This is a genomic window from Marivirga harenae, from assembly GCF_030534335.1.
Classification (GTDB): domain Bacteria; phylum Bacteroidota; class Bacteroidia; order Cytophagales; family Cyclobacteriaceae; genus Marivirga; species Marivirga harenae.
The window spans coordinates 3,271,345-3,288,208 of the sequence record NZ_CP130565.1 but is presented as its reverse complement, the minus strand read 5'-3'; the positions used below and the strand labels follow the sequence as shown (position 1 = coordinate 3,288,208).

Genomic DNA, 16,864 nt, shown 5'->3' with positions numbered 1-16,864 from the left:
TAAATTATAAACGGGTCATTAATTTTTTGACCATTTTTTCTTTCCATTCATAAAATGTGCCAGATATTATTTGTTCCCTTGCCTTTTCCACTAACCAAAGGTAAAAAGTTAAATTATGAATACTTGCAATTTGTGCTCCAAGAATTTCTTTCGAATGAACCAAATGTCTTAAATAGGCTTTTGTATAAAATGTATCAACATAGCTCCCTAAGGCTGGGTCGATTGCAGAAAAATCATCTTCCCACTTTTTGTTTCTTATATTAATTATTCCTTCGGTCGTGAATAACATGCCATTCCTCGCATTACGTGTTGGCATTACACAATCAAACATATCGACTCCCAAAGCAATACATTCCAAAATATTTGCTGGCGTCCCTACGCCCATCAAGTATCGTGGCTTGTCCTGAGGTAGAATATCACAAACAAGTTCGGTCATTTCATACATCTCCTCTGCTGGCTCGCCTACTGACAAACCTCCGATCGCATTACCTGCTCTATCCTTTGAAGCTATTTCTTCTGCAGAGCGTTTTCTTAAGTCTTTATAGGTGCTACCTTGTACAATAGGAAAAAGTGTTTGTTCATAACCATAATGACCTTCCGTATTGTCAAATTGCTGAATGCATCTATCCAACCAACGATGAGTCATGTCCATAGATTTTCTTGCGTACTCGTAATCGCAAGGGTATGGAGTGCATTCATCAAAAGCCATGATTATATCCGCTCCTATTTTACGTTGAATATCCATTACGCCTTCAGGACTAAAAATATGAGAAGACCCGTCAATATGTGACTTGAAAGTAACTCCATGCTCCTTGATTTTTCTAGTACCGGATAAACTGTAGACCTGATAACCTCCGCTATCTGTCAATATCGGTCTCTCCCATCCATTGAATTTATGTAGTCCACCAGCTTTCTGGAGAATCTCTAATCCGGGACGGAGGTACAAATGATAGGTATTGCCTAAAATAATCTGGGCTTGTATATCATCTTTCAACTCTCTTTGATGAACAGCTTTAACTGAACCTGCAGTACCAACAGGCATGAAAATAGGGGTTTTAATATTACCATGGGCTGTGGTCATTTCCCCTGCTCTAGCACTGGAATTTTTATCTTTATTAGAAATCGTAAATTGCATAAGAATGCAAAAATATAGCTTCTATAGAATTTATAGTTTTTATTTTCCAATATCTTTGTCAAAAAGCGGAATCATTTTTCTAGTATGGAGCAAATCCAAGTAATTTTCATAATTTTTATTGTTGTAATACTGATTCAAGCTTATTTCAATATCTATTACTTTTTTACTTTTGTCTATTCAAAAAATGATGAAGAAGAATTCTGTGATGAATTAAAACCCACTTCTGTCATTATCTGTGCACATAATGAACTAAAAAATCTTAAAAATCACCTTCCAAAATTTTTAAATCAAACACATGATAATTATGAAGTCATCTTGGTTAATGACCGTTCGAATGATGGAAGTCAAGAGTGGTTAGAAGACCTGGAAACAAGCCATTCTCATCTAAAGGTTCTCCATATATCCGAAACACCTGTTGAATTCAATGCAAAAAAATACGCACTAACAAAAGGAATTGAACTGGCGAAAAATGAAATAATTCTTTTGAGCGATGCTGATTGTGAGCCAAACTCCCGTCACTGGGTTGACATAATGTCACGTTCTTTCAAAGAATCAACATCAATCGTTTTAGGAGTTTCTCTATACAAGAAAAGATTAGGCATACTTAACCAATTCATAAGATTCGAAACTTTGCAAACTGCACTGCTCTATTTATCATTTGCCCAAAGAGGATCGCCATACATGGGTGTGGGAAGGAATATGGCTTATAGAAAATCATTTTTTGAACAAAAAAATGGATTCCAGAATTTCAAATCAGTAATGGGAGGAGATGACGATCTCTGGGTTAATCAACATTCAACAAAAGAAAATACTAGAATTTGCACTCATTTTACAAGTCTCACGTTGTCAAATCCTAAGGAAAATTGGAGCGCATTTTTTCAACAGAAGAAACGACACCTATCGGTTGGAAAGCATTACAAAACAGACGATAAGCTTAGACTAGGACTTTTTCATTTGACTCAAAGTATTGCATGGATTTTATTTATATTAGGATGTATGCTGGGAAATCCGACTGATTGTTTAATTTTAAGTTTCCTATTCTTAACGCATGTAGCAGGACAATATGTCGTGTTTTATAAGCTTAGCATTAAGTTTGGGATAAAATTTGTGTATTATAATTTACCCATAATGGAATTATTTTTTAATTGTTATTATTGGACATGGGGAATTTATGCATCACTAACAAAGCATCTTAAATGGAAATAAATAAAAATAGAAGTTTTTCAGAAAAGGCACTAAAGGATTTTAGATTGATCGATCAAGCCGTGATTGCCAAAGACCAAATGGCTTATGCTGAGTTGATGAAAAGATATAAAAAGCCTGTTTATCACATGGTTTTAAAGATGGTCCGAAATGTAGATGATGCAGAAGATCTAACTATAGAAGCATTTTCAAAGGCTTTTAAGAGTCTTCACCGATTCAAGAAAGATTATACTTTCAGTACTTGGTTATTCAGGATTGCCACCAATAATGCAATTGATTTTATTCGTAAAAAGAAACTGAGAACGATCAGCATTCATACTTCATACAAAGATGATAATGGTGATGCAGTGGAAATAGATGTAGAGGATAAAGGAAACTTAACACCTCAAGATTTGGCTATAAAAGAACAAAGAATTGAATTAATGCGCATGTTTGTTGATAAACTTCCAGCAAAATATCAGCGCTTGGTCAAACTTCGATATTTTCAAGAATTGTCCTACGAGGAAATTGCAACTGAATTAGAAGCACCATTAGGAACTATTAAAGCTCAATTGCACCGTTCAAGAGAATTAATGCGAGAATTGATTGAAGGTAAAGAAACTCGGTTTTAATGGATAGCAGCTCAATTGTTGAAAAGTACTTCCCTACTCTTACAACTCAGCAAAAGGCCCAATTTCAAGACTTGGGAACGCTATATGCTGAGTGGAATGAGAAAATCAATGTAATTTCTAGAAAAGACATTGATAACATTTACGAAAAGCATATTTTACATGCCTTATCAATCGCCAAATTTCAAGATTTGTCTGGTAAGAAAATCCTAGATGTAGGAACTGGAGGTGGTTTTCCTGGCATTCCATTGGCAATTTTGTTTCCAGATGCCCATTTCACTTTGGTCGATTCCATTGGAAAAAAAATTAAGGTGGTGCAGGCAATTTCTGATGCTCTCGGTTTAGAAAATGTTGAAGCCTATCATCAAAGAGCGGAAAAGACCAAAGGTAAATTTGATTTTGTGGTTAGCAGAGCCGTAACCAGAATGAAATCTTTCGTAAACTGGGTAAATCAAAAAATCCAGTCAGATAATCCCAACGATAATTGTGGAATAATTGCATTAAAAGGTGGAGATCTGGAAGATGAAATGGCGGAAATCAAAAGAATGTATCAAGAAGTTGCAATCTCAGACTACTTCTCTGAGCCTTTTTATACCACTAAAAAAATTGTATTTATACCTTTCTAAAGTTTAAAAGCATGAAAATTTTAAAATGGATATTCATTGTTTTAGTAGCAATTGGGTTATTAGGATTTTTAGGTTATTTAATTGTGGATGAAGATTTACCCCAAGGTCAAAATAGCGAGAAAGCAGAGCAATTAGCTGATAAAATGTTAGAGGCAGTTAATGATTCCGCTTGGCAGGAAATTGCAATCGTGGAGTGGGTTTTTGCTGGCCAACATCATTTGGTTTGGGATAAAGACCGACATTGGGCTAAAGTTAGCTGGGAAAATTATGATGTATTCATTAAGCTAGATTCTAAAAAAGGGATTGCTTTCGCTAAAGGTAAAAAAATTGAAAGAGATGAGCTTTTGAATTCTCTGCTTGAAGAAGCTTATGCAATTTGGGCAAATGATTCCTTTTGGCTAAATCCGATTACAAAAATCAAAGATGACGGGACCGATAGAAGCTATATTCCTCAGGAAAATAATAGTTTGGAGGGCTTGTTAGTCACTTATAAAAGTGGAGGAGTAACTCCGGGAGACTCTTATTTATGGCTAGTTAATGAAGAAACAGGGATACCCGAATATGTAAAAATGTGGGTAGCCGTAATTCCAGTAGGTGGAGTTAAGTTTAGCTGGGAAAACTGGCATACAACCATTGGAGGGGCTAAAATTGCTCAAACCCACGAAAGTATTTTTACAATAGAGATTTCCGAGCTTGCCACTTGGAATACGTTAGAAGCGTATCCCAACATCCAAGAATTTAAGGTACTAGAAAATTAAGAATTCGCAAGTAGATTATCACAATTAAAATTTAATTTATCATTAATTGACTAATAGCGAAAGCATTCAAGATTATGAACAGAAAAATATTGATTTATATTCAAAATAGATAAAGATTTTAAAATGCTTATACTACCTTTGTATCCCATAAGTACAGCAGGCAATTCAAAATAACTTATGGCATCTCGAAAAAATACTAAATTCATCTTTGTTACCGGTGGAGTAACTTCTTCTTTAGGAAAAGGGATTATAGCTGCTTCTCTTGCAAAACTTTTGCAATCAAGGGGTTTCTCAGTTACAATTCAAAAACTTGATCCATACATAAATGTAGATCCCGGAACGCTTAACCCCTATGAGCATGGTGAATGTTTTGTTACTGAAGACGGAGCCGAAACTGATTTGGATCTAGGCCATTATGAAAGATTCCTAAATATAAATACCTCGCAGGAAAATAACGTAACCACGGGAAGAATCTATTATAATGTAATTACTAAAGAAAGAGAGGGTGCTTACTTAGGGAAAACTGTTCAAGTCATACCACATATCACAGATGAAATCAAGCGTAATATCTATGCGGTTGCAGATAAAAATGATTATGATATTGTCATTACCGAGATAGGTGGTTGCGTTGGCGATATTGAATCCTTGCCATTTATAGAGGCCGTAAGACAAGTAAAATGGGATGTTGGTCCCAATAACTTTCTCGTAATCAATCTAACGCTTATCCCTTATCTAAAAGCAGCAGGTGAATTAAAAACAAAGCCGACACAGCATGCAGTAAAACAATTGCTGGAATCTGGTATCCAGCCAGATATTTTGGTATGTCGTACAGAGCATAAATTACCACAGGAGATAAGAAAGAAATTAGCACTTTTCTGTAATGTAAATATCAATTCGGTTATTGAAGCGATGGATGCAGACTCCATTTACGATGTACCGTTGCTAATGCGTAAAGAAAAACTGGACGAAAGAGTATTGGCAAAGCTTAAACTCTCTCATAAAGTGGAACCAGAATTGACACAATGGAAGAACTTTTTGGGGAAACTAAAGAATCCAATTTCTGAAATTAACATTGCTTTAGTAGGGAAATATATCGAATTACCTGACGCCTACAAATCTATAACAGAGTCTTTTATACATGCTGGAGCTGAAAATGAAACCAAGGTAAACGTAAAGTGGATTCATTCTGAAGAAATAAATGCAGAGAATGTAGAAAGCTTGTTAAGTAGTGTACATGGGGTCTTAGTAGCACCGGGATTTGGCGAAAGAGGAATTGAAGGAAAAATTGCTACTATTAAATATTGTCGAGAAGAAAAGCTTCCATTTTTTGGAATTTGTTTAGGGATGCAGTGTTCAGTTGTGGAATTTGCTAGAAACGTACTGGGTTTAAAAGATGCTTCATCAACTGAAATTGATGAAAATACTAAAAATCCGATTATAGATTTAATGCTGGAACAACAAGGGATCACACAAAAAGGAGGAACCATGCGTTTAGGTTCCTACGAGTGTGAGCTAAAAAAGAATACAAAAGCATACCAAGCTTATGGAAAAGCCAAAATTAATGAGCGCCATAGGCATAGATACGAATTTAATAACAGATATTTGCAGGATATTGAAGCTGCGGGTATGAAGGCTACAGGAATCAATCCTAAAACAGGATTAGTTGAAATAGTAGAAATTCCAGATCATCCATGGTTTGTAGGAACTCAATTTCATCCTGAGCTAAAAAGTACCGTTTTGAATCCACATCCATTATTTGTGAGATTTGTTAAAGCTAGTTTAGAACATAAAATATTATCAGAATCGAATTAATTACAATTTAGATGGACAAAAATCAAGCAACAGGACTTATCCTGATTTCTATTTTAATGATTGCATACTTTTGGTTTTTCGCGGATGCACCGCAGCAGCCAGAAAATATTGAAAGCAATCAAGTAGAACAAATTGACCCAAGTCAAGCGGAAACAACAACTAACCAAAAAGAAGAAGTTGTTGAATATGAAAATGATTCTACATTAAACCAAGCACTTGTCAACCAATATGGGGCATTTGCACAAGTTGCGAAAGGTGAATCTAATATTTCAACTTTTAATACAGAAACTATTGCCATTGCATTTGATTCAAAAGGTGGTAGAATTAAAAGTGTTGAATTAAAAGATTTTGAGACTTTCGATGGGCAACCACTTGTCATTACTAATCAGGAAGATGAGGAAAAGGAATTGTTGTTCAATACAGCTTCTGGAGAGGTCAACCTATATGATCTTTACTTTGAACTGGAAGGATCTCCTCAAAGAGAATTAACCAATGGAGATACGGTCAAAATCAAATTTGTAGCGAAAATTGCTCCAAATAAAAGTATTGAGCAAGTTTATTCCTTATCTGGAAACCAATATCAGGTAGGATACACTTTAGCTTTTAATGGTTTTACCAATGAAATATTGGGAGATCAATTGACTCTTAGGTGGAATAAAAAAATGCGCAAGTTCGAAAAAGACCTTCAGCAAAGCAGAACTAAGGTCACTATGAACTACTATTCTGAAGAAGAAGGTATGGATGGTCTAAGCGAACGTTCTGATGATGACAGCGAGGAAGTAGCTGCCCCTGTAAAGTGGTTTTCCTTTAAGCAAAACTTCTTCATGGAAGCCTTCATCACGGATGTACCAATGAAAAGAGCTGAATTCTCTACAGATATTGAAGATTTATCCGCTGAATACGTTAAAAGAGGAAAAGCCAAAGTGGAAATTCCATTAGCAGAAGTAACCAATAAGGCTGGTGAATTCAAATATTACTTTGGACCGAACAACTATAAAACGCTACAAAAAGTAGCTCCTGACTTTGAGGAAAATGTCTATTTAGGCTGGTTTCCAATTAGTTTAGTCAATAAATACATTATTATCAATGTGTTTTATATTTTAGAAAAATACATCAGCAGTTACGGATGGATTATTATCATACTAGTATTATTGATTAAATTAGCACTCTCCCCTCTTTCTTATAAATCTTATGTTTCGATGGCTAAAACGAAAGTTTTAAAGCCACAACTGGATGAAATTAAGGAAAAGCACGGTGGAGATATGCAGAAGGCTCAGGCCGATCAAATGGAGCTATATCGAAAAGTGGGAGTTAACCCTCTATCTGGATGTATTCCCTTATTGCTCCAAATGCCTATACTATTTGCCATGTTCTATTTCTTCCCTAGTTCGATTGAGCTAAGACAGGAATCTTTCTTATGGGCAACCGATTTATCGACTTACGATAGTGTTTTGAGCCTACCATTTGAAATCCCATTTTATGGTGACCACGTTAGTTTGTTCACTATTTTAATGACCTTATCTACCCTTTTAATTACTTGGTCACAAGGACAGGTTAGTTCGGTACAAGGACCGATGAAAAACATACAGTATTTAATGCCTGTAATTTTCATGTTCGTATTGAACAGCTTCCCGGCTGCTCTAAGTTTCTACTATTTAATTGCCAACCTTATCACATTTGGACAGCAAACTTTAATCAGAAGAATGATTGATGAGGATAAAATCCTAAAAATACTAGAAGAGAATAAGAAGAAAAACGTAAATAAAAAGACTTCCAAGTTTCAGCAACGATTACAAGAAGCAATGAAGGCAAGTGAAGAAGCCAAAAAAGAGAAAGAGAAAGGCAAAAAGAAAAAGAAAAAATAAATTATCCTGAACACAAAATATAAAAAGGTGAGTCAAAAACGGCTCACCTTTTTTATTGCTGTCGCTTTCTAATGCAATGCATCTGAAAAATTAAATTAATCCGAAAATATACAGCTTTATAGGTATTGTTTTCTAATTTAAATATTCAAATAATTGTTGTATGAAAAAGTACTTCTGCTTAGGCTTAATTATTCTTCTTTCTTTTCAGATCCTGAATGGACAAAATTTCCCAATTGAATTCAGACATCTTGATAGGAATATGGGCCTGGATCAGCCCTTCCCTTATAGTATCATACAAGATCAAGATGGATTTATTTGGATAGGTGGTGAAAATGGACTTTGGAAATATAGCGGAAGTGAATTCAAACACTATTACCATAATGTCCAAGACTCAAATTCACTTACTTATGATTTTGTTTGGACTCTTTTCGCTGATTCCAAAGGTAATATTTGGGCTGGCACCTATGGCGGTGGACTCTCAAAATTTAACCCGCAACTTGATCAGTTTACAAATTATGTTCATAGTAATGACAATGATAATAGCATAAGTGATAATAAAGTAAGAGGAATAGCCGAAGATAGTCACGGCAACATTTGGATAGGAACTAATAATGGACTTAATAAATTAGATCCTGCCTCAGGACAATTCAAGCATTATGGTATCGATGAAGGACTGGCTGATTTAACGGTAAGGACTATAAAACAATCCTTAGATAAAAAAAAGCTCTTCATAGCCACTGCGCGAGGTGTAAATATTTTTGATATTGAAAATGAAGATTTTTCTTTAATTGGTAAAGAATCAAATACAAAAAAAGGACTCAGGCACCCTTACATTTATGACTTACTTGAAACTGATGATGGAAAGCTATGGGTAGCTACAGGAAATGGTGTGGACGTTGTCAATTTGGAAACCATGAGAATTGACCAGATTCCAAACAATGTAAAAAATCGCAATGGACTAAGTCATGAAGTATGTTTTTCAATTTATGAAAACCCTCAAAAGCCCGGAAAAATTTGGTTCGGCACCATGAATGGAATCAATTTCTATGACCGGGAAAATCAAACATTTCACTGGGTAAATGCTAAGCAGAAGAATGAGGGTAATATCGGAGGAAATAACATTTATAATATTTTTGAAGATAATATGGGGGGACTATGGAGCGCTGTTAATAATGGTGGTGTTTACTATTCACATCCATTATTCAATAAATTTCAGCTCATTTCCTTTTTACCAAAAGTCACTGATAAATTTTTAAATCGCTACACTAGTTTTATAAGGCATGATGAAAACGAACTACTGATTACAACTTATTCCGGTTTAATAGTGAAAAATGAAAAAACAAAAGATTATAATATATATAAATTAAAAAATGGAGATCCATCAACCGACAATAGATTAACCCAAATAACGAGATGGAAGGAAAACGAATACCTTATTTCTGTTTGGGGCAATTCTGTTTACCATTGGGATCACAAAAACAAAAAGTTAAGCCGATTTAAAAAATACAGTCAAGATTCAAACTTAAATTTTAATCTTAGAATTTTTGTCGACCATAAAAAGAGAATTTGGTTAGGCAATAGTTTAAAAGGGCTTTTTAGATACAATTTACAAAAGGAGGAATTAAAGCCATTTCCTGTAAGTGATTTAAGCCTAGTTGAAAATAGCGGAGATGAGTATGTAAAATTCATTTTTGAGGATCAAAATAACAGACTATGGGTAGGGACTGCAGGGGGATTGCATCTATATGATGAGAAAACTAGTACTTTTATCAAATTTGAATCTTCACCCAGGGAAGGTTTTTTAAGTAATGGAAACATTAATCATATCTCACAGAGCAATAAAAATGGACTTTGGATCAGTACAGAACTTGGCCTAAATTTTTTCAATTTTACCGACAGCAGCTTTACTCGCTACTTTAAAAATGACGGCCTACCATCTAATGTAATTAGTAGCACATTGGAAGATGAGAACGGTGATGTATGGATTGCAACTGCCTCTGGTCTGTCAAAAATGAGTTCCGATGGAAAGTTTTCCAATTACAACCAAAATGATGGTTTAAAGGAAGAATACTTCATATTCGGGTCAGCTTTTAAAGATCCTGATGGTACACTAAAGTTTGGATCTTCAAGAGAAATGGTCCAGTTCAATCCTAGTCAAATTCAATACAATAAAGTCCCACCAAAAGTATATTTCAGCCAACTAAAAATCAATAATAAGTTGATAAATTCAAAAGTCAGACCCGATATATTAACTAAATCAATATCGCATACTAAATCAATTATTCTCAAGCCAGAGGATATTCTCATCAACATCAATTTCGATGCATTAAATCTAATAAATGGACATAAAAATATGTATGCTTTATTTATGGAGGGATTAGATGAATCGTGGAGACCGGCATCAACAAAAAAATCTGTAACCTTCAGCAATTTAAAACCAGGTGAGTATATCCTAAGATTAAAAGCCCTCAATGATGAGAATATTTGGAGCAAAGAAGAAGCTACTCTAGCCATTACTGTTTTACCGTTTTGGTACAAGTCCGTATGGTTTAGAACCTTATTAAGCATATCAATTTTATTATTTGTAGGATTGATCCTGCGGTGGCGCTTTAATCAAATCAAAAATAGAAATAAAATATTAGAGGATTTGGTGCGGAATCGAACAGAAGAAGTCCGCTCTCAGAAAGAGGAAATTGAAAGTCAGAATGAAAAACTTCACTTTAGAAATGAACGAATAGAATTACTATTAAGAGAACTCAATCACAGAATAAAAAACAACTTGCAGCTTATTTCTAGTATTTTAAACCTTCACAGTAGAAGTACAAGTAATTTGGATGCAAAAATGGCACTCACAGAAGGCAAGTTAAGGATGCAGTCACTCTCACTCTTACACCAAAAATTGTATATGACAGAAAAATATACTGAGGTAGATTGCAAAGAATATATAAAAGAGCTAATTGACTACTTATCGATGGCTTTTAAAAGCAATTATTCCGATGTTCATTTCAACTTGGATATAGATGAATTCAAATTAAACTTAGATCAAGCAGTTCCATTGGGATTAATCCTTAATGAAATAGTCACGAACTCTTTAAAACATAGTGGGGAAGATCAGTTAGTCATAGATTTTACCGCAAAAAAACATCACGATAGAATAATCATCAATTTGAAAGACAATGGGACAGGTATTTCTAAATCGCAATTTGAGAATAGTAATTCATTTGGCTTAAGTATAATCAAATCATTAATTGACCAATTAGACGGAGAAATTACCGTAGGATGTGAGGATGGAAATCATTTCAAAATTTCATTTACAAGTAAATAAACTAAATGATATCATGGATGGATATAGAAACATTTTGATAATAGAAGATGAATTATTGATAGCGCAGGATCTATCTTTCTTGTTAGAAGATTTAGGATTTAGATGTGTAGGAATAGCCAAAAACTATGAAAGAGCCATGTTTTTATTCAATACCAATACTGTACATTTAGTACTCTGCGATATAAATATTGAAGGTGATAAGGACGGTATCGAGACGGCATATGAACTTAATAAAATAAGAAAGATCCCCATAATTTATCTTTCTGCCTATTCCGATCATGAATTAATTTCTAGAACCTCCGATGAATCTACTTTTGGATATTTAGTCAAACCATATAATGAAAGAAATTTAGATGTAGCCATTAAATTAGCCTTGAATAAATTTTATCAAAATGAAACCGTCCTTGTTAATGACGATTTCTTATCAAATTTCACCTCAAGAGAAGTAGAGATCATCAAATTATTGGCCGCAGGAAAAACCAGTTCTGATATAGCTGAAATCCTATTTATCAGTCCGCAAACGGTATCTAAGCACAGAAGCAACATCCTAAAAAAGTCTGGCTGTAAAAGTTCTAGCGAATTAATCCACCAGTATTATAGGTAACTAAACATGGCTTAAGTATTTAGATTTACTACGCATTTATCGAAAAAAAAGTAAAGAAATAATTGAATAGTACCATTCCTAAAATTTTTTCTTTAACTTATTGCTTTAAGCATAGTATTAAATCATGTGAGAATGAGATTATACACTGACCCAAAATTAAGAATCACTGTTGAAGAGATTAATAATATTCCATATATCAAGGAAGTTTGGAGAGGTATTTTGAATCCAGTGGTATTTCGAGCTCTTATTGACACATCATTGAATTTATATAAAAAAGAGATCCCGAAGCATAAAATTACAGGTCAGGAAAAATTCCTTTTATTGGCAGATGTGACAGAATTAGAAATGATTAGGCAAGAAGAAATCACCTGGTTAGAAACAGATGTGAATCCACAATACGAACAACTCGGTTTTACTCATCAAGCTGTTTTATCACCGATCACGCAAATTGCTTCCAATAAAGTGGATGAATATCACTCTAATGAAGATAGCGCTCCGTTTATCACCAAAGTATTTAAAGACAATAAAAAGGCTTTGAAATGGTTTCTAGATGACTACAAATAAGCCTATTCCAAAATAACCTCTTCATCTTTTGGGTATTTTACCTCGTAAACAAATTCCTTGCTTATTGATTTACCATCCTCGATACTTAAATCCCATCTTAGTTCCCCCGTCTTTTTGTTGTGTTGGGCTTGACTCCATTTTTCAACCGTAACTTCAATATCATCTCTTAGCGAAACTGGTACCTGATCATATAAAATCAAATCAATTTTTTGAGGTTTTGAATTCCTAATCATAATCTCATAACCCAACTTTTTATTCTTATTGAGTCCAATAAAACTTCGCTGATTAAAGTCATCTATTTTTTCCCTCTCAATGATTATCCCTTTATCATTGCCCAAGGAAATTTTTAATGTGTCTATGGTGGCATTGGCATTAAGAATACTTGTGCCGACAAATGAGCCTTCAAAGAATAATTTAGCCTCTCCTTCCATTAAATTGTATTGATCCCAATTAGCAATTCCCGCCACCAAATAGGCATTCTTATCAAGCTTTGGAATGGCTACATAATGATAGTCCGCATTCATCTCATATTCTTTCAAATCTATATAAGTTTGAGGGCTTCCCGATTTAATAGTATAACGTTCATCCACTTCAAATTCTATATTGGTTTGTCTTTTGATCGTGGTAGATTTAGTTTTTTCTGCTCTCTTGTCATTTGTAATTGAAGCAGTACCTCTTATTTTTACTCGGTTTGGGGATCGTTCTATTCCTGCTGCATAGCCCGTTACAACAACTTCTGAAAGCTGTTGTACATCTGGGCTTAAACTCACATTTAATCTTGATGAATTCACATTGAGCGTTTTGGATTTCATTCCTATATAAGCGAATCGTAATTGGTCTGCACCCCTTGGCATCGTTATAGAATAATTTCCCTGTAAATCAGTAGTGGTACCAATGGCAGTACCTTTGACCAATACATTCACACCTGGTAAGGGTTCCCCAGTTTCTCCGTCCGTTACTTTCCCTTTTACAGCATTGCTTACCCTAAGATTTGCAGGATCATTTTCTTCGAAACTCGTAAAACGGGCATAATCCAAATACCAAGTTTCCAATTCAGGGGCTTCCTTATTTTGATTTGGTTCAGCATTTGAAAATCGTAATTTAACATCATTCCAATCCTCCCCGGTTTGCTGAAAAACCTCTGCCTGGTATTCCAAATCAATGGGCTTGGTGATATCTGTGACATTAAGTCTATACTTTGGATACCAACCTGCACCTCCGACAAAGTAACTAATTTCAAAAGAAGCTATTGTAGTTTGATTCGCCTCCAGTTTTATGAGAATATTACTCTTTGTTTCAGTTTTAGCACCTTCAATTGCATGCAATTGATTGTTTAATTTCGATAATCGCGATTTTAAATCACTAATCTCTAAGCTGATATTAGACTGTTCTACTTTTATTGCTGTTAATTCATTTTCATACAGGCTGAGCATCTGAAGCAATTGAGTAGAAGTGATATTTTCATTACCAAGATTTTTATTAGCTGAAATTAGGCTTTCCTTTTGAATCAAAACATTCATTCTATTATTCTTACTTCTTATTTCAGAATCTATGTTTTCAATTATTTTATGGAGACTATCAACAGACTTAGTATTAATTTCCTTCTCCAAAAAATCGAATTGATGTTGAACAGAGAGTATTTTAATATCACCTATCCCTTTTACATTTATGCTATTAGGGTCTAAAAGGGCTGAAAGTGATTTTATTATTAGTGTATGACTACCTTTTTTAAGATTGCTCTCTCCTACTCTAAAAATTTGGGCTCCTTCTAAATAAACAGTCACCTCTCTAGAGTCTGTCATTAAAGTTTTCTTTATGTTTTCACTTTGAGCAAATACATTAAAGGAGATTGCTATAAGAAATATTAATTGAAATAACTGTTTCATAAAATTAAAGCTAAACTTTTTAGGATCACTCAAACAATTTCACGTCCTCAATCAACTCAGGAGTCACATTAAAAAACTCTTGATGGATATTAAAAGCAGGTTCTCCATTGCGTTCTACCTCTTTATAATAACTATCTTCATTCATTTCGTAAGAGTTAATATTATCCATTAAATTAAACCTCAGGATGTTCATCACCTGCTTCTTCAGAGTTTCATCGACAATCAAAAACAATGACTCTAATCTTCTTTCAAAGGAGCGAACCATCATATCAGCACTTCCACCATAGACTTTAGGCTCGCCATTATTATGGAAGTAATAGATACGCGAATGTTCCAGAAAATTTCCCACTATGGATCGAACCGTAATATTTTCGCTTAAACCTTTTCTTCCTGGTCTCAAACAGCAAATCCCTCTAACAATTAACTTGATCCTTACCCCAGCTTGAGAGGCAGCATATAACTCCTCAATGGTTTCTTTATCCTCCAAAGAGTTGATCTTGATACAAATCCCAGATGGCAGTCCCGCTTTTGCATCTTCAGCTTCTTGCTGTATCAAATTAATCAAGCGCGTTCGCATATCCTTTGGTGCTGTAATTAATCTTTCATACTCGTGAGGCAGGCTATGGCCTGTGATTACATTAAAAAACTCGGATATATCTTGGGCATAGATTTCATCAGTAGTCATTAAACCAATATCTGTATATAATCTAGCCGTTTCTTCATTGTAATTTCCACTGGCCATATGTAAATATCGAGTTACTTTTTCCTTCTCCTTTCGGACAATCATCAAAAGCTTAGTATGTGTTTTATAACGACTGATACCATAGATTACAAAACAACCTGCTTTCTGTAGTCTTTTAGCTTCTCGAATATTGTTTTCTTCATCGAAACGTGCCTTTACCTCAAAAAGAACTGAAACATGTATTCCATTTTCAGCAGCTTTTAACAATGCGTTTGTAATTCTCGAATCCTCTGCCAGTCTGTAAATAGTGAGCTTAATTGATAGCACTTTTGGGTCTTCTGCTGCTTTCTCCAGCATATCAATTACCGGCTCAATATTATTATACGGGTGATGCAATAGGATATCTCGATCTTTCAAAATTTCAAAAATATTGTCAGAATCGGATTTATGCTCCGGAAATGCCAATGGCGGTACAGGATCAAAAGCAGCAGGAATTTTATCCTTGAACTCTGTATGTTTAATAATCTGCCATAAAGCACTGTAATCCACTAAGTCCCCTTTCTTGAATTTGAAGATATTGTCTTTGTCGATTTCCCATCGATCACAGAGGATTTTCATCATCCATTTATCATAATCCTTATCAATTTCGATGCGTACTACCCTACCCGTTTTTCGAGTTTTAAGCTTTTTACGCATCTCTTCTAGGAAATTGGCTTCAATATCATCACTTTCTTCTAAAGTGAAATCTCCATTTCTGGTAATTCGAAATAAATTAACTGACAGGATTTCTATATTCCTGAACAACTTCTCAATGTTAGCTTTTACCAATTCTTCAATAGGAATAAAAAACATTTTATCATCCCGCTCTACTTCATAAAATCTCTGAATATTTTGCGGGATTTGAATAAAAGAAAGCTTTTTATTATCCTTTTTTTCTCCAAAGGAACGTGTAACCACTGAGAAAATTAGTAGTTTATTCATCAGGATAGGAAAAGTGTGATAATTATCATAAACCATTGGCGTTAGCATTGGAAATATGATTTTATCAAAGAAGCTGTTGGCTTTTTTGAGCTCGCTTGGGCTTAAATCAGCAAGTTCAGCAATCTTAAAGTTATTCTCCTCAAAAATCGGTTCCAGCTCATCTTCAAACAGTTTGTTTTGAGATTTTACAAAATTTTGACATTCAGTCAAAAGCTTCTTCCGGAAAGGTAATTCTCTCAAACCGGAATAATCTATTCTCTCTCTTCCATAATCAATATAATTATAAAGAGAGCCAACTCTAATCATAAAAAACTCATCAAGATTGGAAGCGGTAATTGCTAGAAACTTAAGCCTTTCGAAAATGGTACGATTCGGCTTTCGAGCCAGATCCAAGACCCTATAGTTGAACTGTAGCCAGCTTAAATCTCTACTGACTAAATTACTTTTATTTATTAATGATGTTATTCTATCTACTGCCATGGGTAATGATTCAATTGCTAAATTTAAGAAAGCTTTTGGCTTATTTATTCATTAAAGAAGAAAAATCTAGTTCGAGACAGGAACTAAATCTTAAACAACAAATTAAATAAAATGCGTCTAATTGTAAGCCTTATTTGTATTAATCTATTGTAAATCTTCCAAGTTCAAAATAAAGCGACCATTGATTTTTAGCAAATGAATTTTATAATATGTAGTAGAATTTTGAAATGAGAAAGCTGGAACTTTAAAGAATATTTATTCATTCGATACATAAGGAAATAGCATTCCTGAAATAAAATCAAAGCTGAATTCAGCAATCAACAAACCTAGAACGA

General features: G+C 34.3%; 12 protein-coding genes. 9 read left to right on the top strand and 3 right to left on the bottom strand.

The features are described from left to right. Nucleotides 1-4: 4 nt before the first annotated feature. Nucleotides 5-1,135: a tRNA guanosine(34) transglycosylase Tgt gene (gene tgt / locus Q3Y49_RS14025; RefSeq protein WP_303269008.1), complete on the bottom strand. Its 1,131-nt coding sequence runs from the start codon at nt 1,133-1,135 to the stop codon at nt 5-7. Nucleotides 1,136-1,219: 84 nt separating this feature from the next. Here tgt and Q3Y49_RS14020 point away from each other — a divergent pair, with 84 nt between their 5' ends. The 9 genes from Q3Y49_RS14020 to Q3Y49_RS13980 all read left to right on the top strand — a co-directional run bounded on the left by Q3Y49_RS14020 (nt 1,220) and on the right by Q3Y49_RS13980 (nt 12,500). Further along, nucleotides 1,220-2,341 carry a glycosyltransferase gene (locus Q3Y49_RS14020; RefSeq protein WP_303269007.1) on the top strand — a complete coding sequence of 374 codons (1,122 nt, stop codon included), beginning with the start codon at nt 1,220-1,222 and terminating at the stop codon, nt 2,339-2,341. Then, the gene (locus tag Q3Y49_RS14015; protein ID WP_303269006.1) at nt 2,332-2,949 is read left to right on the top strand and encodes an RNA polymerase sigma factor; all 618 of its coding nucleotides are present in this window, start codon (nt 2,332-2,334) and stop codon (nt 2,947-2,949) included. The genes Q3Y49_RS14020 and Q3Y49_RS14015 overlap by 10 nt, the downstream gene beginning before the upstream one ends. Beyond that, entirely contained in the window at nt 2,949-3,572 is a 624-nt protein-coding gene (gene rsmG, locus Q3Y49_RS14010; protein WP_303269005.1) for a 16S rRNA (guanine(527)-N(7))-methyltransferase RsmG, read from the top strand. The genes Q3Y49_RS14015 and rsmG overlap by 1 nt, the downstream gene beginning before the upstream one ends. 11 nt (nt 3,573-3,583) lie before the next feature. After that, complete coding sequence (locus Q3Y49_RS14005; RefSeq protein ID WP_303269004.1) at nt 3,584-4,330, top strand: hypothetical protein; 747 nt, start codon at nt 3,584-3,586, stop codon at nt 4,328-4,330. 177 nt (nt 4,331-4,507) lie between these two features. Then, nucleotides 4,508-6,142, top strand: coding sequence for a CTP synthase (gene pyrG, locus Q3Y49_RS14000; RefSeq protein WP_303269003.1), 1,635 nt, complete (start codon nt 4,508-4,510; stop codon nt 6,140-6,142). Between the two features lie 11 nt (nt 6,143-6,153). Next, nucleotides 6,154-8,007: a membrane protein insertase YidC gene (gene yidC, locus Q3Y49_RS13995; RefSeq protein WP_303269001.1), complete on the top strand. Its 1,854-nt coding sequence runs from the start codon at nt 6,154-6,156 to the stop codon at nt 8,005-8,007. 160 nt (nt 8,008-8,167) lie between these two features. Then, nucleotides 8,168-11,332 carry a two-component regulator propeller domain-containing protein gene (locus Q3Y49_RS13990; protein ID WP_303268999.1) on the top strand — a complete coding sequence of 1,055 codons (3,165 nt, stop codon included), beginning with the start codon at nt 8,168-8,170 and terminating at the stop codon, nt 11,330-11,332. Between the two features lie 13 nt (nt 11,333-11,345). Next, nucleotides 11,346-11,936: a response regulator gene (locus Q3Y49_RS13985; RefSeq protein ID WP_303268997.1), complete on the top strand. Its 591-nt coding sequence runs from the start codon at nt 11,346-11,348 to the stop codon at nt 11,934-11,936. A gap of 132 nt (nt 11,937-12,068) precedes the next feature. Beyond that, nucleotides 12,069-12,500 (top strand): hypothetical protein, encoded by a 432-nt coding sequence (locus tag Q3Y49_RS13980; RefSeq protein ID WP_303268996.1) that lies wholly within the window; start codon nt 12,069-12,071, stop codon nt 12,498-12,500. Between the two features lie 2 nt (nt 12,501-12,502). On the opposite strand, the gene Q3Y49_RS13975 is transcribed toward Q3Y49_RS13980, so the two are convergent. Next, nucleotides 12,503-14,386 (bottom strand): DUF4139 domain-containing protein, encoded by a 1,884-nt coding sequence (locus Q3Y49_RS13975; RefSeq protein WP_303268994.1) that lies wholly within the window; start codon nt 14,384-14,386, stop codon nt 12,503-12,505. Nucleotides 14,387-14,411: 25 nt separating this feature from the next. After that, the gene (gene ppk1 / locus Q3Y49_RS13970; RefSeq protein WP_303268993.1) at nt 14,412-16,529 is read right to left on the bottom strand and encodes a polyphosphate kinase 1; all 2,118 of its coding nucleotides are present in this window, start codon (nt 16,527-16,529) and stop codon (nt 14,412-14,414) included. Nucleotides 16,530-16,864 lie beyond the last annotated feature (335 nt).